This window comes from Kitasatospora sp. NPDC001539 (assembly GCF_040298565.1).
GTDB lineage: Bacteria > Actinomycetota > Actinomycetes > Streptomycetales > Streptomycetaceae > Kitasatospora.
Genome location: NZ_JBEPAK010000003.1, coordinates 70245 through 88312, shown reverse-complemented (window position 1 = coordinate 88312; position 18068 = coordinate 70245). Strand labels below are relative to the sequence as shown.

The window sequence follows — 18068 nt, the reverse complement described above, 5'->3', positions numbered from 1 at the left end:
GACGCGGTGCGGCGGTGCGGCGAGCCGGGCCGGGCGGCGGGGTGGCGGGCTGCGGCGCGGGGCGGGCCGGGCGCGAGGGCGCGGCGGTGCGGGCAGGCTGGACGGGGGCCGGGTCGGCGCGGGCGGACTGGACGGGGACGTGTTCCTAGCGCCTGGCGAGCTCCAACGCCTCGCGCAGCCGTCCGGCCGAAGCGGCGAGCAGGCGGGCGGCGGTGGGCGCGTCCACGTCGGCGAGCAGGGACAGGATCGCGTCCTTCGTCCGGCCGTCCGTCGCGGCCAGGGCCTGGTCAACCGCCTTCGCCTCGGCGCCGGTGGCCTCGGCGACGATCCGCCGGGCGCGCTCGCGGAGCTTGGCGTTGGTGGCCCGGAGGTCGACCATCAGGTTCCCGTACGTCCGGCCGAGACGGATCATCACGGCCGTGGACAGCATGTTGAGCACCAGCTTCTGGGCCGTACCCGCCTTCAGCCGGGTGGACCCGGCCAGCACCTCGGGGCCGACCTCCACCTCGATGCCCAGCTCCGCCGCAGCCGCCAGCGCCGAGCCCCGGTTGCACGCCAGCCCGATGGTCAGCGCTCCGGCCGCCCGCGCGGCGCGGATGGCCGCGAGGGGGTACGGCGTACGGCCGGAGGCGGAGATTCCGACCAGGGCGTCGGCCGGGGTGAGGTTGAGCGCGGCGACGTCGGCCTCGGCGAGGTCCGTCCGGTCCTCGGCTCCCTCGGCGGCCTCCGTCACGGCCGTCCGGCCGCCGGCGATCAAGCCGACGACCAGGCCGGGATCGGTCCCGAAGGTGGGCGGGCACTCGGCGGCGTCCAGCACCCCGAGCCGCCCGGCGGTGCCCGCCCCGGCGTAGACCAGCCGTCCGCCTCGCGCCATCCGGGCGGCCACGGCGTCGACGGCGGTGGCGATCCGCTCCAGTTCGCCGGCGACGGCGATAGGGACGGAGCGGTCCTCGGTGTTGATGAGGCGGAGCAGGTCGACGGTGGTCAGCCGGTCGATTCCAGCCCACTCGGGGCGGATCGTCTCGGTCGTGGGTGTGGTGGTCGTGGTGGGTGTCGGTGGTGACAGGGGTGAGGGAGACAGGGGCGGCGGGGGCGGTGCGGGCGAAGCGTCGGGGTTCATGCGGCGAGCGTCCCCACGTGCGGGCGGCCTGAACCAGGGGCGGTGACGTGGTCGGGCGAATGCGGCGGCGACGCTCGGCGTTTCTGTGTCCGCTGTATCCGCCCGACAGCCGACGGACGGGTCGTCAGGCCATCCAGAAGAAGACGGCGGTCATCCGGCGGTCCGCCAGCTCGCCCCCGTAGTAGCCGGTGGCGCTGTGGATCAGGTTGGCGTGGTAGAGGAGCAACTGGTTGTAGCGGTTGGGGACGCGGACGTCCTCGGTGAAGTGGTCGGCGGGCACGTGGCGGGTGCCGAGCGCTTCGACCAGGTTGTTGTGCGGAGCGCTGACCAGGTTTCCGCCGAGGCGGCCGCCGGGGAACTGCTGCCGGTAGAAGCTGGTGCCGGCGTCCTTGGGCGCACCCGGGCTGAGGTAGAGCACGGCGGCGTAGCGGCAGAGCGCACGGGAGTCGGTGTGTGGGCGGGACTCCGACTCCCCGGCCCCGACGACTTGGACGCAGTTGTGGTTGAGCGTGCCACCGCCCGGGGTGCTCTGCACCCACAGCCGGGAGGCGCCGGTGGCCTTGCGGACCAGGGACTCGACCCGGGACAGCTCGTCCGGCTCCAGACCCGGCATGGTGCGCAGGCCCGGCCAGGTCTCGGGGCGGTACGGGTAGCCCTCGGTCCAGTCGCCGCGTGCCAGGACACGCTCGCGGACGGCGTCCGGATCGGGCAGGACGTTGTCCAGGACCCAGTAGTCCCTGCCGCGGGTGGGCTTGCGGTATGGCAGCACCGGCAGGGCGGTGGGCCTGATGGGCTGTGAGGGCATGGGCCGACCATAGGGGCGGGGATCGTCAACCTTCTGCCGTGAACGGGTCAACCTTTCGTCAAGGGCGGTCGGGGGCAGTGTTCTTCTTCCAGCGGATGGCAGAGCCCGGTGCGAGGCCCGGCCCCAGGGGGTCCTCGGGGTGAGGTTCAACCCTCGCGGACGGCGTAGTTGCCGAGGGCGCCCTCCAATCGGTCGAAGGCCTGGGTGGCCCACGGGCGTACCGCGGCGGTGATCGCGGCGTGGTCCTCACCGGCCAGCGTGCGGCGGAACACCTCGGTGGACACCGCCCGGTCGACGGCGGCGAGCAGGGCGGCGGCGACCCGGCTCTCGAAGTCGACGGGTATCGCGTGCACGGCGTCGGCCAGTGCCTCGGCCAGCGCGGCCTCGGCCTGTTCGTTCAACTCGCGCAGTCGGGCGCCGAGGGCCGGGCTGTCGGCGATCGTGCGGGCGAAGTCGGCGCCTGAGAAGCCGAGCCAGGGGTCGTGCCGGTCGAGCCCGGTCAGACAGTCGCGGCGCAGTGCGGCGAGGGCGGACTCGCCGGGCTCGCGCTCGGTGACGGTGCGGGCCAGCCGGCCGACGAGTTCCTCGTGGATGTCGAAGAAGAGGTCCTCCTTGCGCGGGAAGTGGTTGGTGACGGTCATTTTGGCGACGCCTGCGGCGGCCGCGACCTCGGCGATCGTCGTCCGGTCGAAGCCGCGCTCGATGAAGAGCCTGGTCGCGGCATGTGAGATCGCCTCGCGGGTGCGGCGTTTGTTGAGCTCGCGCAGGTTCGGCGGGGTCCCGGTCTCGGTCATGGTGGCGAGCTTAGCGCAGATCCTTGGGTCGAGCATAGAAATTATGCTTGACCTATTCACTGGGTCCGTCCTAAGTTTGTCGCGTCGGCCGGAGCGGTCGGCAGAGGGACGGTCCGGGGAGGGTTCATGACCGCATCGGTCGGAACGCAGGCCGCGGTGAGCGCGGTGGAGTTGAGCGGTGAGAACGACGAGGGGAAAGGGGCCCTGAACGGCGGCCAGGGGAAGAGCGAGGCGCGGGGCTGGTGTCGGGCGGCAGGACCGAAGTGGCCGGAGCCCTTGCCACCCGGCTTGTGGAAGACGGCCACGGTGCTCGCGCTGGGGCCGATCCTGGCCCTGCTGGACACCACGATCGTCAACGTCGGCGTCGACTCCGTCGCCCGAGATCTGCACAGCTCGATGGCGGCAGTGCAGTGGGTGGCCACCGGGTACCTGCTGGCGATCGCGCTGACCATGCCGCTCTCCGCTTGGGCCGCCGGCCGGTTCGGTGCCCGGCGCGCCTGGCTCGGATCAGTCGTCCTGTTCGTGTTGGGTTCCGCGCTGTGCGGCCTGGCCTGGTCCACGGGCAGCCTGATCGGCTTCCGGGTCCTGCAGGGGGTCGGCGGTGCCATGATCCAGCCGCTGGGGCAGACGATCATGGTGCAGGCGGCCGGTCGGTCCCGGATCGCCCGGGTCATGGGGACCATGCTGCTTCCGATCAGCCTGGCGCCAGTCCTCGGGCCGGTCCTCGGCGGGCTGGTGCTGGACCACCTGGGGTGGCGCTGGATGTTCCTGCTGAACGTCCCGGTGGGGCTGCTCACCCTGCTCCTGGCGCTTCGGTGGCTCCCGGCGCCGGAGCGGTCCCGACGTCCCGGGCCCCGGCTGGACGTGACCGGGCTGGTGCAACTGTCCCCGAGCCTGACGGCGCTGGTCTACGGGCTCTCCACGATCGGGGAGGGCGGTTCGGTCGGACCGGCGGCGATCGCGGCGGGTGTGCTGCTGCTGGCGGCGTACGGACGGCACGCGTTGCGAGTGGGGCGGGACGCGGCTCGCCCGCCGCTGATCGACCTGAGGCTGTTCGGGCGGCGCGGCTTCGCGGTGGCGACGGCGAACAGCTTCCTCCAGGGCGCCGTGCTCTACGGCTCGATGTTCCTGGTGCCCCTCTACTACCAGCAGGTGGAGCACGCCGGGGCGGTGGAGGCGGGCTTGCTGCTCGCACCCCAGGCGCTCGGCACGGCGGTCACCTCGCTGTTGGCCGGCCGAATAGCCGACCGCGTCGCGCCGCGGCCGCTGATCCTGCTCGGCATCGGTTGCTCGCTGCTCGGGACGCTCGCGTTCACCCGGCTGGGAACGGGCTCCGGCCCGGCGGACTGGCTGCTCGCCGCCTCCTTGGCGCTGCGAGGGGCAGGTATGGGGATCGTCATGATCCCCGGCATGGCGGCGCTGTACGGGAGCGTCGAGAAGTCACGGGTTCCTGCGGCCGCAGGTGCGATCAACGTCCTCAACCGGCTCGGCGGGGCGCTCGGTACGGCGGTGCTGACACTGGTCCTCCAACATGCGCAGGCGGGGCACCCTGGGCGCCCGGGCACCGCCTTCGGGGCGACTTTCTGGTGGGTGCTGGCGCTGTCAGCACTCGCCATCGCACCGGCCCTGCTCTACCCGGGCACTGCCCGTAAGGCAGATTGACCGGCCGCCTGCCGCCTGCCGCCTGCCGCCTGCCGCCGGCCGCTGAACGCTGGACGCTGGCCACCTGATCGCGAATCACCTGCTTATCGACTCCCACACACCACGGAGGCACTCATGTTCACCAAGCACCCGGGCGGCCTGCGCCTGCTCACCGTTCACGCTCACCCCGACGACGAATCGAGCAAGGGCGCGGCCACTCTCGCCCGCTACGCGGCCGAGGGCGTGGACGTCCTGGTCGCCACCTGTACCGGCGGCGAGCGCGGTTCGGTGCTCAATCCGGCGATGGACCGGCCCGAGGTGCGGGACGATCTCGCCCGGATCCGGCGTCGGGAGATGGAGGCCGCCCGTGAAATCCTCGGCGTGCGGCAGCAGTTCCTCGGCTTCATCGACTCGGGGATGCCGGGTCCAGGTGAGCCGCTGCCGGAGGGCTGCTTCGCCGCCCAGCCGGTGGAGGTTGCTGCGGTCCCGTTGGTCGCCCTGATCCGGAAGTTCCGCCCGCATGTGGTGATCACCTACGACGAGACCGGCGGGTACCCGCACCCCGACCACGTGATGACCCACCGGGTCACCGTGGCGGCTTTCGAGGCAGCCGCCGACCCCGACCGTCACCAGGAGGCGGGCGAGCCCTGGCAGGCGGCCAAGCTCTACTACCACCTGGCGCTCTCCCGGTCCTGGTTCCAGACCATGTACGACGCCATGACGGCGCGCGGAGTCCCATCGGCCATGGGCGAACTGCTCGCCGACTGGCCCGACACCCCGCCGGCGCTCGCGACGACCACCCGAATCGCCTGCTCGGAATACTTCGCCCTACGGGACGCGGCGATGCTGGCGCACGCCACCCAAGTCGAAGCGGGCGTCGCCTTCATGGCCCACCCCCGGGACATCGAGCGCCAGGTCTGGCCCACGGAGGACTACCACCTGGCCCGGAGCTTCGTGGGCGGCCCCGCTCCGGGCGCGGTCGAGACCGACTTGTTCGCCGGGCTGCGCGGGGCAGAGGGGAGGAAATGAGCCAGGAGTTGACAAGGGGCGGGCCCTCTCAACGGCCAGAGCTTGAGCCATGGGACCAGACAGGGCACGTTGATCCCATGACGAATCATCAGCGCACCTACTCGGAGCAGGGGTCACCGTCCGGTCAGGAGCTGCGGTCCCGTACCCACACCTGGACGGTCGGTTCGCCGATCGCCGAGTACCCGCACCTCACGGGCGAGGAGATCCTGCTGGAATGGATCGCGGGTCGGATCCCGGAGCCGTCGATCTGCAGCACCATGGGCTTCCGCCTGGTCGAGGTGAAGCAGGGCACGGCGGTGTTCGAGGGAGAGCCGGGTGACCACCTCTTCAACCCGATGAACACCGTGCACGGCGGGTACCTGGCCACCCTGCTCGATTCGGCGCTCGGCAGTGCCGTGCTGAGCAAGCTGCCGGCCGGGACCGGCTACACGACCACCCAGTTGAACGTCCACATGCTGCGCCCGCTGTTCGCGGACTCGGGTCTGCTGCGATGTGAGGGCGTGGTGCTGCACCTGGGCCGGACGATGGCGACCGCGGAGGCCAGGGTGGTCGGCGCAGAGAACGGAAAGCTCTACGCCCATGCCACGACCACCTGCGCGATCCTCGCGCCCCGCCCGGCGGTCTGACCGGTCACCCGGTCCGCCGCCGAACGGTCGGCGCTCCGGTCGTTCGGTCGTTCGGTGGCGACTGCGGGGCCTGCCGGGCGCGCCGGGCGTGCCGGTCTGCCGCGACGGCTCCACCGATTGGCCGGCCTGGACGACACAGGCGCACTCGGGACATCTGTTCTCAGGCGAACCGTTCGACGGCCGCGAGGACCGCCTCCGTCATCCGCGGGCTGCCGGTGTGCCCGGCTTCGTCGACGACCGTCAGGTTGGCGTCGGGCCAGGCCTGGGCGAGCCGCCAGGCGGTGCGCAGCGGACTACCGAGGTCGAGCCGCCCGTGGATGAGCTCGCCCGGGATGCCGGCCAGTCGGTCGGCGTCGCGCAGCAGTTGGCCGTCCTGGAGGAAGGCCTGGTGCGAGAAGTAGTGCGCCGTGATCCGGGTGAAGGCCATCAGGGCATCGGAGGGCCGGTCGGTGTACGCGTTCGGCTTCCCCAGCACCTCGTGCGAGATGACGGCGTCCTCCCAGGTGGCCCAGGCCCGGGCGGCGGCCCGACGGACGGTCTCCTCGGGGTCGTTGAGCAGCCGGTTGTAGGCAGCGAGGAGGTCGAACACGTCACCGTCCGGGTCGGTGCCCGGAGGGAAGGTCCGGAACGCCTCCCACGGGCCGGGAAGGAAGCGGCCGACACCCCGGTAGAGCCAGTCGATTTCCTCGGGGCTCGTCATGGTCACCCCGCAGATCACGATCGCGGAGACCCGCTCCGGGTGGGCCTGTGCGTAGGCGAGGATCAGCGTGGAGCCCCACGAGCCGCCGTACAGCATCCACTTGTCGATGCCCAAGTGCTCGCGCAGCCGCTCCAGGTCTGCAACCAGATGCGCGGTGGTGTTGTGCTCCAGCCCGGTCGACGGGTAGGCGGCATGCGGCAGGCTGCGTCCGCAGCCGCGCTGGTCGTACTGCACCACGCGGAAGCGCTCGGGGTCGAAGTACCGCCGGGACCCGGGATGGTGGCCGGAGCCCGGCCCGCCGTGCACCACGACGGCCGGCGTGCCCGCCGGATTGCCGGAGGAGTTCCAGTGGATCCGCTGCCCGTCGCCGACGTCCAACAGGCCGTCTTCGTAGGGGCTGTCGTGGGTGTACAGCTCGAGCACGGGAGAACTCCTCCGCCGACGTTCGGATGGGTCGCCGCGCGAGCCTACCCGCGGTTGGTTCCGTCGGATTCGGAATTCCAGCCCGATGACAGCCTCGAAGAAGGCGTACCAAGAGGCAGCGGGTCAGCCTGATACCACGGGGCGACCGGAAGAGGAGGCAGTGGTACGGCGAAATTCGAAAGTGCGGCGACACCCTCGGTGGTCCCCGGCCAGCCTCCGGTTGGCCCCGAGCGCGGTGATCCGTCACCCGATCTCAAATCCCTGAGCAAGCACCCCGGCCGCGCCCGGCCCCCCACCAGCTCTGGCGGGGCCTGGGCGGGTCTTACGATCAGTCCCATGACGAGCACTACGGCGTCCTGGACAATTCGCCACTTCTCTCAGGCCAATCCTGCAGGTCCAGGCTGTGACAGCGTGCCTGCGCTCTTGCGAAGGCTGGCCAACTCGATCGAAGCATTGGGAGCTGTTGAAGTTCAAGATGTCGTCATCGAGTCGGAGATGACTGAGCACGGACCTTGGCGGTCGGGCACGGTCTACTTCCACCTGCCCGAAGGCGACTGAGCGTGGCTCTAGCTGTTTCGACCACGAAAGTTGTGACGGGGGTACACAGCCTAGCGATCTTGAAATGAGTGAGGGCCTTCTGGCTCGGTGTGGATCGCGACATCTGCACCGGCTTCCAAAGCCCTCATGCCACGCCATAAGCACCGCTGACCGAGACCGGACACTCGCGCCTGCCCGCTGCGTGGTGGAGGACGCTGGTCCCTGCGCAGGGCCGCCGAACGCTTCGAGGTCTCGCCAACCGACTCAGACGACGCAAGCCCGCTCGCCCTGCTCGTTCGTCGTGCCAGTGCTGGCCACCATGCGGGCAAACTGCTGACAGGCTGCCATCGGTGACCCCAGCGCGCTCGGCTCAGAATCTGGCACCGGCCCTCACTCGCCCGCTCGGTCAACAACATCGCCTGGCAGTACCTGATCGTGGCCCTTCACCCAGGAGAAGGGCATCGTCGACAAGTCCTCCGCTCGACCGGCCATCACCGAGACCCACGCGAGCGAGTAGCCATCGGCCGTTGCCGGGGGCGGGCACCAGCAGCCATCCGAAGCCGTTGGACAGCCCATCTCGCAGGTGACAGGCTCCCGCCTCATGGAGCTACTCGACGTTCTGACGGAACTTGCCCGCTCGGGACAGCTGGGCCCGGTCGCGAACGGCGCCGACTGGAATGCGGTGACCGAGGTGCTCGGCGAGCCCTTCGAGGTGGTCGTCGGGAAGCGGCGATCCTGGCCGTCGCTGCTCGCTTTTGGCGACCTTGAGCTCAGCGTCTGCCGCTGCCAGAAGATCATCTTGATCTGCCTCCAGACCTGGCGGGACGTCGTCGAGCTCCCCGCGGGCCTGGCTACCGAGCAGACGTTCCCCGGCCACCCCAAGTACGCGGACGTGATTGCAGCTCTCGACGACGCCGGTTGCGCCTGGGAGCCCTACACGCCCCTGACGTTCGACAACCAATGCGCCATACAGGCCATCTCCTCCGGTGTCGTCTTCGTTTTCGAAATTCCCGAAGGAGAAGACCCCGTCCTCAACATCGCGGGACCGCAGCCCCACCAACACGAGTGCGTGGCTGCCGCCAAGACCCGCGCGGCACCATGAGCATGAAAGCGTCACCGCGTTCACGATGTCCCCGGCGTCCTGACGGTCGCCGGGGACATTTTGCAGATGCCGGACTCGCCAACCACCCGTCGACGTCACTGCGGCGGACTCCGCGCCGCAGCGCCGGCCCACGGCGTCGGCCGGGGCAGCGTCTGTGACTTGAACGGACCGGATCACCGGGGCGAGGGTGCCGGGGCCGTCCTCCGGACCGCCGCCGGACACCGCTGTGCGCTCGCGCCGGAACCGCTGACCCGGCTCACCCGTGGGTCTACGGAGATTGGCCGTCCGGTCGGCTCGGCGACCGGTGCCGGTGCCCGGGCAGGCCCCAAGAAGGACCCGGTCCAGCCTGCGGCGGACCATGTGGCGGGCCCGGTCCGTGGTGCGGGACGCCACGGGGCAAGCCGGGCGGCTACCGGGGGAAGCGGTTGCGCAGGGTCTGCTCGGCGTCGGTGCCTTCGAGCAGGCTGTACAACAGGCCGGAGAGGGTCGTGATGTCGGCCGCCGAGAGCGGTTCGGCCATCGCGCTGGTGAGCCGACCGATCGTCTCGCCGAGCTGGGCGGCCAGGGACTGGCCGGCGGGGGTGAGCTCGAGCAGGACGGCGCGCTTGTCCTGCTCGTGCGGGACGCGGCTGACCAGGTCGCGCTGGACCAGGGACTCGACCAGTCGGCTCGGACTGCCCTGCTCGCAGACCAGCAGGCGCCCCAGCGCAGCCAGGGTGACCGGCTGGTGGTCCGCCAGGACTTCGAGCACCTCGGCCTGGGCCGGGGTCAGGCCCAGGGGGCGCAGGGCCTCGCCGAGCCGGCGGCTTCCCTCGCGCTGGGCGGCCAGCAGCAGGTAGCGCAGTTCGTCGTGGGCTGCCCGGGGTGAGCGGCTGCGGTCGGCGGTCACGTGCACTCCTTCGCTTCGGCGGGCCCAGGTCTCGGCTTGTCCGACCCGGGCGCTTGGAGCGAGCATATCAATGACGCAACATCGATGATCCGGCATTGATGCATCGACATCAATGGGGCGTCATCGATGTTGCGTCATCGATGTCTCAACATCGATGACGAAGCATTGATGACGTGACATCGATGTTGTGTCATGATGTTCCTGGCTGACGGGAACGCCCCGCCAGCGGGAAGGGGCATGGTCATGCGCAGTGACTTCGTAGTCCTCGGTGCCTCCGGCACCACCGGCGGCCTGATCGCCGAGGAGCTCGTCCGGCAGGGCGGCCGCGTCGTGCTGGCCGGCCGGGACGCCGCGCGGCTGGCGCGGGCAGCGGCCCGGTTCGAGGGCGGGGCGGTTTCGGTCCTGGCCGTGGACCTCGCGGACCCCGCGTCGCTGGCCGCGGCGGCCGGCGCGGGCAAGGTGCTGGTCAACACGGTCGGTCCGTTCGCCCGGCTCGCCGCGCCGGTGGTGGCGGCTTGCCTGGAGGCAGGCACCGCCTACCTCGACCTCGCCAACGAGCGGGCCGCCGTGCGCGCCCTGCTCGACCGGGATGCCGAGGCGCGGGAACGCGGCGCCACCCTGGTGACCGGCGCCGGGTTCGGCCCGGCCGCCACCGAGGCCCTGGTGCTCGCCCTGCTCGAGACGGGCGCCGACGCGGCCTCGGTGAAGATCGCCGCCGCCGCGCACAGCGCCTACGACACCGACGGCGTGCGCGGCACCGTCGCCGAGGCCATGGCCGAGGGCGCCACCAGCTACCGGGCGGGTGAGCTGGTGCGCGCGCCGCTCGGTGAGGGCGCGACCGTCCTCACCTTCGGTGGCGCGGCCCGTCCCGTGATCCCGGTGCCGGTCGGCGACCTGGAGGCGGCGCGGGAGGCCACCGGTGCACCGGAGGTCACCGCGTACGCGGTGCCGCGCGGCGGCGGGGTCGACAGCGGCGGGGCGGGCGACGCCGGCTCCTACGCCTACGCGGAGCTCATCAGCGCGGACGGTCAGGTGCGCACCGCGGAGCTGAGTACCGGCGAGGGGTTCGCGTTCACCACGGCCGTGGCCGCCGCGTCCGCCGCCCGGTTGCTGACGAGCCCTCCGCCCGGCGCCTTCACGGCGGCGCGGCTGCTCGGGGCCGACCTGATCGCATCCCTGCCCGGCACCAAGATCCAGCTGGGCCGGTGAGCGCCGTGATCACCGTGCACCGTCTGGGCGACCACCTGGTGAACTTCTACCTGGTCGACACGGGACCGGCCCTGGTGCTGGTCGACGCCGGGCTGCCCCGGCACTGGGACGCCCTCCGAACCGCACTGCGCGACCTCGACCGCCCGGTCACCGACATCGCGGCGGTCCTCGTCACCCATGGCCACCCCGACCACACGGGCGTCGCCGAGCGGGTCCGCGCGGCCTCCGGCGTCGAGGTCTGGGTGCACGAGTCCGATGCGCCGATCCTCACCGAGCCGCGGCGGCTGAACGAGCTCTGGACGCCGGAGCGTTCGCTGCTCGGCTACGCGGCCCGCCGTCCGAGTGGCCTGCGCGCGCCGCTGCACCTGGTCCGCGGCGGTGCCCTGCGCGTCCCGGCCGTGCGCTCCGTCCGCACCTTCGGCAGTGACCAGCAACTCGACCTGCCCGGAGCTCCGTTGGCGGTTCACACGCCCGGCCACACGCACGGCAGCAGCAGCTACCTCTTCCCGGACGCCTCGATCGCCTTCACCGGCGACGCCCTGGTCACCCACGACTCGGTGGCCGGCCGGGTCGGACCGTGCGTCATCTGCCGGGCCTTCACCCAGGACAGTCAGGCCGCGCTGGCGTCGCTGGAGAAGATCGCCGAACACGAGCTCACCACCGTACTGCCGGGGCATGGGGAGCCCTGGACGGACGGTTTGACGCAGGCCGCACGGCAGGCGGTGGCGGGCGGCATCCGCTAGAGCGCCGGTCGTGCGGCTCCGGGTGCCCACGCGAGGGTACATGCGGGGTGCCACGCGAGGGGACACGCTGCCACCGCGGATCCGCGCCTGGACGCGGAGGCGTGTCCGGTCCTCCCGGCGAACGACAGTGGTCGGGAACCACTCCCGGTCACCTGCACCGGGACTGCCGCGACCACCGACGCCGACCTCGACGACCACCGCCCGGACCGGCTCCGGCCAGGAGCCGGCGGGTCGGCGGACCGCGGTGCGCCGGTAGCCCGCGGCTGCCCTGGCCGCACCGGGCCGGGGCGGGTGGCCGTGCAGGGGCGGCAAGGGACCGGCGCCGTGGTGGCGCCGGCCCCTCGGGATAGTCAGGCCTCAGATCCCTCGTGGGGGATCAGAGTTGGGCGACCGAACCCATCACCTCGACGAAGGAGAGCCGGGTGCGCAGGTCGTTGAAATTGCGGACGGTGTGTCCGAAGAGGTCGAGGTAGGACGAACCGTTGCGACGGACGTCGTGGGCGAACCGGGAGATCTCGTCCCACTGGTTCTCCAGCCCGGCGAGGTCCCGGCCGAGCGGGGTCTCGTTGTGGTTGTAGATGTTGTTGTAGACCTGGGAGAAGATCGGGCGGAAGCGGGCCGCCTCGGAGAACGCCTGGATCATGAGCAGCAGGGACGCGCCGACGCTGTCGTTGTAGCCGGTGGCGTGGCCGAGCACGTAGGCCGCGTTGTAGAGGGTGGCCGGGGTGATCGGAGGTTCTCCCGGTTGTTGCCGCCGGGCAGGCTGGTGTAGTTGCCGGTCCGGACCAGGCTGCGGGTGCCGACGCCGAGTGAGGCCGCCATGTCGCGGCCGTCGGCGAAGGAGAAGTGGTGCCGGCCGGAGCCGGCGTCGCCGCCGTACGGGGCGTAGAAGCCGGCCAGGTAGAGGTTGTCGGCCCAGAAGTAGAGCGAGACGAGCTCGTTGCCGCCGGTGTCGCGGATGCGAATCTGGACGATCCGGGAGCGGTCGGTCGTGGTCTGCATGACCGCGTTCTCGTGGGTGGCGTTCCCGTAGGTGTTCTGGTGCAGCCCGTCGACCGCGTGGTAGTACCGCGCGGCGTGCTCCTGGCCGCCGTCGGTGATCCGGGAGATGTCCCAGTCGACGATCCGGTAGTTGGTGGCCGATGCGGTGCCGCTGAGACCGGTCACCAGCCCGAGGGCCAGGGCGACGCAGATCAGCGCGGAGTGCAGCTTCTTCAGGGGGTTCACAGGATTCAGGGGCTCCCGTCAGGAGGGCCGAACCTGGTGACGGCCCGTTCGGTGAGGTCGGCTCAGCCTAGGAACCCCGTCCCCGCCCCATCATTCCGATCGCGCACACGTCAGCGCCTGTCCGTGCACGGTGGACGGGCTTGCCCGGTGCGGTGCGCGGACGGGCCGTGAACCCCCGTCACCGACCCGCGTGACCGGTGCGCCTACCGGGTTGCGCCTACCCCATGGCTCCGACTGCGCGCACCCCGGCGAGCGCTTTCCGTGCCAGCGGGCCGAAGCCCTCCGTGCTGTCGGTGCCGATCCACTGGTCGTAGGCCATCTCCCAGGCGAGCGTGCCGAGTTGTGCGGCCACGCGCGCGGTCAGGACCGGCACTCCGCGGCGGTCGAGGGCCTCGATCATCGAGGTGGTGAGGTCGATCCTCTTCAGTGCTTCGCGTTCACGCAGTTCCGTGTTGGCGTTCAGTACGGCCTGGCGCCGGCGGCTGAACTCCCGGCGGTCGGCGGTGAAGAAGGTCCGGCCGAGCGCGTCGAGGGCGTGTGCCACCGCGTCGAGCGGCCCGGCCTCCGGGGGCGCCGAGGCGATCGCTTCGACGAGCAGACCGGCCACCGTGCCCCCGCCGAAGAGCACTTCGCGCTTGTCCGGGAAGTATCGGAAGAACGTGCTCTTGGTGAGCCCCGCACGTTCGGCGATCTCGATCACGGTCGTGTTCTCGTAGCCGTGCTCCTCGAAGAGGTCGAGGGCGGCGGCGGCGAGTCGTCCGGGTGCGTCGGGTTGCCAGCGAGCCATGCGAGCAGTGTACGGGACTTCGTCCCATCACTGGTGTACGGTCGATGAGACCAAGTCCCATCACTGGCCAGGGAGGCCAACGATGAGTAAAGCTGTCCGCTACCGGCGATTCGGCGGTCCTGAGGTGCTCGAGCTGCAGGAGATACCGGAGCCGCACGTCGCGCCGGGTGAGGTTCGCGTCCGTGTCACGGCCGCCGGGCTGAATCCGATGGATTGGCAGATCACCACTCAGCCCGACATGGCTGCGCGGTTCGGCATCACCCTGCCCGCCGGCTTCGGCAGCGACTTCGCCGGAGTGGTGGACGAAGTGGGCGCCCAGGCCACCGGGTTCTCGATCGGCGACCGGGTGTACGGGGCCGCGATCGGCCGCTCGGTCGCCGAGTTCGTTCTGGTCAAGACGCCTGCGGCGCACCTGTGGCGCACCCCGCAGGGGGTCGGGGACGAGGTGGCGTGCACGCTTCCGGTGTCCGGCCTGACGGCCGTCGCGGCGCTCGAGGCGGTCGGGCTCCGCGCCGGGGACACCGTTCTGATCGGGGGTGCGGCGGGTGGCGTCGGCGTCTTCGCCGTGCAGTTGGCGAAGCTTGCGGGTGCCCGGGTGATCGGTACCGCCTCCGCGGGCACGTTCGGATTCCTGCGCGAGCTGGGCGCCGAACCCGTGGCGTACGGCCCTGGCCTGGCGGACCGGGTGCGGGCCCTGGCGCCCGAGGGGATCACCGCCGCAACCGACCTGTTCGGGCGGGAGGCGGTCGAGACCGCGCTCGAGCTCGGGGTGGCACCCGAGCGGATCTCCGTCGTCGCCGACGGCCCCGCCCCGCCGCCCGGCGTGCGCAGGACGGGCGCCCTCGATGTGGACCCGGGCTCCCTGGAGCGGATCGCCGACGCGATCGGCTCCGGCGCGATCGCGGTGCCGATCGCGGCGACCTTCCCGGTCGAGCGGATTCGCGAAGCCGTGACGACCCAGGCCGCGCGGCACGTTCACGGGAAGATCGTGATCACGCTGTGAACCGGCCTACCGGTCCGGTGACTTGCCCGGCGTGACGCGGCTCGCAGCAGCCCTGGGTGGCGGGATGGTGCGTCGGATCTCGTCGCGGTGCCGGCTGCCGGCTGCCGGGGGCCGGGTGCCGGGTGCCGAGATGAGCGGAGGTGGGCGGCCCAGCCGTCCCGTTCTTCCGATCTCGCCGTCGATCGTCTCGTCACGTACCGTGCGTCGAGAAGGTGTTCAGCTCGATCGTCACAAACTGATCCTGTACGTCCTCCTCTCTTTTGCCGGGGCGGAACTTCGGATCTACTCGAGGTCGGTCCCGGATTCGACCCGGGCGAGACGAAGGGAGAGACGATCGTGGGGGAACTGGACGGCAGGACCGCATTGGTGACGGGCGGCTCGCGCGGGATCGGGCGCGCGGTCGCCCTGCGGCTCGCCGCCGAGGGGGCGCTGGTCGCGGTCCACTACGGCGGCAACGAAGCGGCCGCCGCGGAGACCGTGGAGCTGATCGCGAAGGGCGGCGGACGGGCGTTCGCGGTGCAGGCCAGGTTCGGCGACAGCGGCGCGGTGGATCGGTTGTTCGAGGCGCTCGCCGCCGGCCTGGCGGACCACGGCGCGGACGGCCTGGACATCCTGGTCAACAACGCGGGCATCCACTCGGTCGGTTCGATCGGGCAGCTCACCGAGGAGGAGTTCGAACGGCTGCTCTCGGTCAACGTGCGAACGCCGGTCTTCGTGATCCAGCGGGCGCTGCCACTGCTGCGGGACGGCGGGCGGATCATCAACATGGCCTCAGCGGCGACCCGGATCGCGGCCCCCGTCCAGATCGGCTACACCGTCACCAAGGCGGCGCTGGCAGCTCTTGGCGCACCACTCGCCAACGAGCTCGGTCGACGCGGGATCACCGTGAACACGGTCAACCCCGGGGTGGTCCGGACCGACATGACCGCCGGGTGGACCAACGCTCCCGAGGCGGTGGCCGGACTCGAGTCGCTCACCGCGCTCGGACGGCTCGGCGAGCCGGAGGACATCGCGGACGTGGTGGGCTTCCTGGCGGGTCCGCAGGGCCGGTGGGTGACCGGCCAGATCATCGACGTCTCGGGCGGCACCTACCTCGGGCCCATCGCGCGCGGCTGATCCGCCGCTCGGGAGCTGCCTCCCGCGTGCGGTATTCCGTCGGGCCGCGGACCAGGTGGTGTCCGCGATCGCTTCCCGCCACCGTCGGTCGGCACCGGTCCGGTCAGCTGCCCCCTTCAGGGTGGGCATGCTGACCGGGTCGACCGCCGGGCGGGACCGGTCCGGCCTCGCGCCCGGCGCGGACCGGAACGGCCCGGGCGACCGTCACCAGCCTGCGGGGACCCGGCGGAACACCGTCACCGGATGCCCTCCACGGCCGCCTGGGCCGCGCGGGCCAGTTCCCGTCGGGCTCCCGCCCGGGTGGAATGCGGCCGGGGCGGCGGGATCGGCGGCAGGAACGTGACGTCCGCGACCAGGCCGCGCACGGCGACCACCCGGGCGAGGGAGGTGAGCAGTCCGTCGTCGCCGACGAAGGCGGGCGCGCTGGTGGGCTGTCCGTCCGCCAGCCGGTACCGGATCGTCACCGGTTGGACGAACGCACCCGCGTCCACCGCGGCCTGGAACAGGGCCGGCCGGAACCGTCCGCTCTCCCGGCCGCACCAGGTCGAGCCCTCCGGGAAGACGATCACGGAATGCCCCGAGCGCAGCACCTCGGCCACCGCAGCCACCGTGTCCGGGAGGGTCCGCAGCCGGTCGCGTTCCAGGAACACGGTGCCGCCCCAGGCGACCAGGTGGCCGAGGACCGGCCACTGCCGGACCTCGGTCTTGGCCAGCGACCGACCGGGCCGCCCGGCCGCGAGCAGGGGTATGTCCAGCCACGACACGTGGTTGGCCACCACCAGCGCTCCGCCGCCGCCGACCGTGCCGCTGGCCGCGCCGCGGGCCGTGCGCCCGCTGATGCCCGCTCCGCCTGGCGCGGGAGATCCGAGGGAACCGGCGGATCCGACGGACCAGGCGGATCCGACCGGACCGGCGGATCCGACGGACCACGCGGATCCGACCGGACCGGCGGATCCGACGGAATCAGCGGAATGAGCGGAACCGGCGGAACCGTGAGCGCCGGACGAGCTCAGGTGGACGGTCACGCCGAGGGTGCGCAGCAGTACCCGCGCCCAGAACCGGATCAGCCCCTCCCGGGCGCCGTACGGCATCAGCCGTACCGGCAGGCTGAGCACCAGCCCGGCCAGTACCGCGGTCAGGCAGGCGGCCAGCCGCAGCACTCGGCGGAGGTGGGAGACCTCCGGTGCCCGCTCGCTCAGGCAGGTCTCCGGCCGGCAGGGGGCGGTCGGCAGCCACACGCTCATGACGAGACGCCCGACGCGGGGGCTCCGGAGAGGAAGTGCCGCAGGTAGCGGGGGTCGGTGCGCTCCAGCGACAGCAGCACGTAGAGGTCGGCGCAGCCGAAGTCCGGGTCGTACGCGGGCTCGCCGCAGACCCAGGCGCCGAGTCGCAGGTAGCCGCGGAGCAGGGCGGGCAGGGCGCCGCGCTCGGCACGCGGAACACCCTCGGCGTCCCAGCGGCGGTGCGGGGTGACCCGGTACTGCTCGGGGGCGAGGTGCTTGGTGCGGACGGTGTCCCAGACCCGGGCCGCGGTGGCACCGCCGTCCTCCAGGTCGATCGAGCAGCAGCCGCCGACCCAGGTGTTGCCGGTGTCGGCGAGGTAGCGGGCGATGCCGCCCCACATCAGGTTGATGACCGCGCCGTTGCCCCGGTGGTCGGGGCGGATGCAGGAGCGGCCGAGCTCGACCAGGCCGGGGCGCACCGGTGCGAGCGCGGAGAGGTCGAACTCGCCGTCGGAGTAGAGCCGCCCGGCACGTCGGGCGGCCTCCGGGCGCAGCAGCCGGTAGGTGCCGACCACGGCGCCGGTGTCGCCCTCGCGGACCAGCAGGTGGTCGCAGTACTCGTCGAAGGGGTCGACGTCGAGCCCGGCGACCGGGCTGTGCAGGACGGCGCCGAGTTCGGCGGCGAAGACCTGGTGACGGAGCCGCTGGGCGGCGCGCACGTCGTCCTCGTCGCGGGCGAGACCGACGGTGTAGGCGGCCGTGGTGGGCCGGCGGCGAGGCGCGGGGACCGCCGGGGCGTCGTGGGCGGGGGCGACTGCGGACGGAGCGTACGTGGGGACGGTGGTCATGGCGGACCCTCCAGGGCAGCACGGTCGGCGGTGCCGTGGATGTACCAGGGCACCGTCCCGGCCCGCAGGGGTTGGGCATGGACGCGAACCGGTCACCGTATGTCTCTCCGAGCCGGTTGGCATTCACGTTGCGGCCCGGCGGAGCGCAGATGTGCACCTGTTGAATGGGACCACCCTTGGCCTGCCGGTCATCTGCCGGGCACCGGCTGGTCGTTGGCGCGAGGTGGACAACGGGGGCGCACACCT

19 protein-coding genes are annotated in these 18068 nt (G+C 71.9%); 9 read left to right on the top strand and 10 right to left on the bottom strand.

The genetic code is table 11. The features are described from left to right. Positions 1-145: 145 nt before the first annotated feature. The 3 genes from murQ to ABT247_RS01630 all read right to left on the bottom strand — a co-directional run bounded on the left by murQ (position 146) and on the right by ABT247_RS01630 (position 2719). Positions 146-1120 (bottom strand): N-acetylmuramic acid 6-phosphate etherase, encoded by a 975-nt coding sequence (gene murQ / locus ABT247_RS01640; RefSeq protein WP_350736240.1) that lies wholly within the window; start codon positions 1118-1120, stop codon positions 146-148. A gap of 124 nt (positions 1121-1244) precedes the next feature. Then, positions 1245-1925 (bottom strand): DUF6445 family protein, encoded by a 681-nt coding sequence (locus ABT247_RS01635; RefSeq protein ID WP_350736237.1) that lies wholly within the window; start codon positions 1923-1925, stop codon positions 1245-1247. A gap of 146 nt (positions 1926-2071) precedes the next feature. Continuing rightward, entirely contained in the window at positions 2072-2719 is a 648-nt protein-coding gene (locus ABT247_RS01630; protein ID WP_350736234.1) for a TetR/AcrR family transcriptional regulator, read from the bottom strand. A gap of 288 nt (positions 2720-3007) precedes the next feature. On the opposite strand from ABT247_RS01630, the gene ABT247_RS01625 reads away from it, so the two are divergent. From ABT247_RS01625 to ABT247_RS01615, 3 genes are all read left to right on the top strand, one after another. Continuing rightward, a complete protein-coding gene (locus ABT247_RS01625) occupies positions 3008-4381 on the top strand; it encodes an MDR family MFS transporter (RefSeq protein ID WP_350736231.1) in 1374 nt (457 codons plus the stop codon). A 114-nt stretch (positions 4382-4495) separates the two neighbouring features. After that, complete coding sequence (gene mca, locus ABT247_RS01620) at positions 4496-5389, top strand: mycothiol conjugate amidase Mca (protein WP_350736228.1); 894 nt, start codon at positions 4496-4498, stop codon at positions 5387-5389. A 77-nt stretch (positions 5390-5466) separates the two neighbouring features. Next, positions 5467-6015: a PaaI family thioesterase gene (locus ABT247_RS01615; protein WP_350736226.1), complete on the top strand. Its 549-nt coding sequence runs from the start codon at positions 5467-5469 to the stop codon at positions 6013-6015. Positions 6016-6175: 160 nt separating this feature from the next. Here the strand turns inward: ABT247_RS01615 and pip are convergent, their stop codons facing one another. Beyond that, positions 6176-7138, bottom strand: a complete 963-nt coding sequence (pip, locus tag ABT247_RS01610; protein WP_350736223.1) for a prolyl aminopeptidase — start codon at positions 7136-7138, stop codon at positions 6176-6178. Between the two features lie 336 nt (positions 7139-7474). Between pip and ABT247_RS01605 the strand changes: the two genes are divergently transcribed. Together ABT247_RS01605 and ABT247_RS01600 are read left to right on the top strand one after the other, a co-directional pair. Next, complete coding sequence (locus ABT247_RS01605) at positions 7475-7696, top strand: hypothetical protein (RefSeq protein WP_350736220.1); 222 nt, start codon at positions 7475-7477, stop codon at positions 7694-7696. Positions 7697-8276: 580 nt separating this feature from the next. Then, positions 8277-8777 (top strand): hypothetical protein, encoded by a 501-nt coding sequence (locus ABT247_RS01600; RefSeq protein ID WP_350736218.1) that lies wholly within the window; start codon positions 8277-8279, stop codon positions 8775-8777. A gap of 409 nt (positions 8778-9186) precedes the next feature. Here ABT247_RS01600 and ABT247_RS01595 read toward each other — a convergent pair whose 3' ends face one another. Continuing rightward, positions 9187-9666 carry a MarR family winged helix-turn-helix transcriptional regulator gene (locus ABT247_RS01595; RefSeq protein ID WP_350736216.1) on the bottom strand — a complete coding sequence of 160 codons (480 nt, stop codon included), beginning with the start codon at positions 9664-9666 and terminating at the stop codon, positions 9187-9189. Between the two features lie 243 nt (positions 9667-9909). On the opposite strand from ABT247_RS01595, the gene ABT247_RS01590 reads away from it, so the two are divergent. Beyond that, complete coding sequence (locus tag ABT247_RS01590; protein ID WP_350736213.1) at positions 9910-10875, top strand: saccharopine dehydrogenase NADP-binding domain-containing protein; 966 nt, start codon at positions 9910-9912, stop codon at positions 10873-10875. Beyond that, positions 10872-11618 (top strand): MBL fold metallo-hydrolase, encoded by a 747-nt coding sequence (locus ABT247_RS01585; RefSeq protein ID WP_350736211.1) that lies wholly within the window; start codon positions 10872-10874, stop codon positions 11616-11618. The genes ABT247_RS01590 and ABT247_RS01585 overlap by 4 nt, the downstream gene beginning before the upstream one ends. Positions 11619-11994: 376 nt before the next feature. Here the strand turns inward: ABT247_RS01585 and ABT247_RS01580 are convergent, their stop codons facing one another. From ABT247_RS01580 to ABT247_RS01570, 3 genes are all read right to left on the bottom strand, one after another. Next, positions 11995-12315 carry a ribosome-inactivating family protein gene (locus tag ABT247_RS01580; protein WP_350736208.1) on the bottom strand — a complete coding sequence of 107 codons (321 nt, stop codon included), beginning with the start codon at positions 12313-12315 and terminating at the stop codon, positions 11995-11997. Further along, complete coding sequence (locus tag ABT247_RS01575; RefSeq protein WP_350736205.1) at positions 12258-12845, bottom strand: ribosome-inactivating family protein; 588 nt, start codon at positions 12843-12845, stop codon at positions 12258-12260. Before ABT247_RS01575 ends, ABT247_RS01580 begins: the two co-directional genes overlap by 58 nt. A gap of 217 nt (positions 12846-13062) precedes the next feature. Continuing rightward, complete coding sequence (locus ABT247_RS01570; protein WP_350736203.1) at positions 13063-13632, bottom strand: TetR family transcriptional regulator; 570 nt, start codon at positions 13630-13632, stop codon at positions 13063-13065. A gap of 82 nt (positions 13633-13714) precedes the next feature. Here ABT247_RS01570 and ABT247_RS01565 point away from each other — a divergent pair, with 82 nt between their 5' ends. Further along, positions 13715-14635 (top strand): NADP-dependent oxidoreductase, encoded by a 921-nt coding sequence (locus tag ABT247_RS01565; RefSeq protein WP_350736279.1) that lies wholly within the window; start codon positions 13715-13717, stop codon positions 14633-14635. A 336-nt stretch (positions 14636-14971) separates the two neighbouring features. After that, complete coding sequence (locus ABT247_RS01560; protein ID WP_350736199.1) at positions 14972-15751, top strand: SDR family oxidoreductase; 780 nt, start codon at positions 14972-14974, stop codon at positions 15749-15751. Positions 15752-15987: 236 nt separating this feature from the next. Here the strand turns inward: ABT247_RS01560 and ABT247_RS01555 are convergent, their stop codons facing one another. Together ABT247_RS01555 and ABT247_RS01550 are read right to left on the bottom strand one after the other, a co-directional pair. Next, positions 15988-16995 carry a lysophospholipid acyltransferase family protein gene (locus ABT247_RS01555; protein WP_350736196.1) on the bottom strand — a complete coding sequence of 336 codons (1008 nt, stop codon included), beginning with the start codon at positions 16993-16995 and terminating at the stop codon, positions 15988-15990. After that, the gene (locus tag ABT247_RS01550; RefSeq protein ID WP_350736193.1) at positions 16992-17822 is read right to left on the bottom strand and encodes a GNAT family N-acetyltransferase; all 831 of its coding nucleotides are present in this window, start codon (positions 17820-17822) and stop codon (positions 16992-16994) included. Before ABT247_RS01550 ends, ABT247_RS01555 begins: the two co-directional genes overlap by 4 nt. Positions 17823-18068 lie beyond the last annotated feature (246 nt).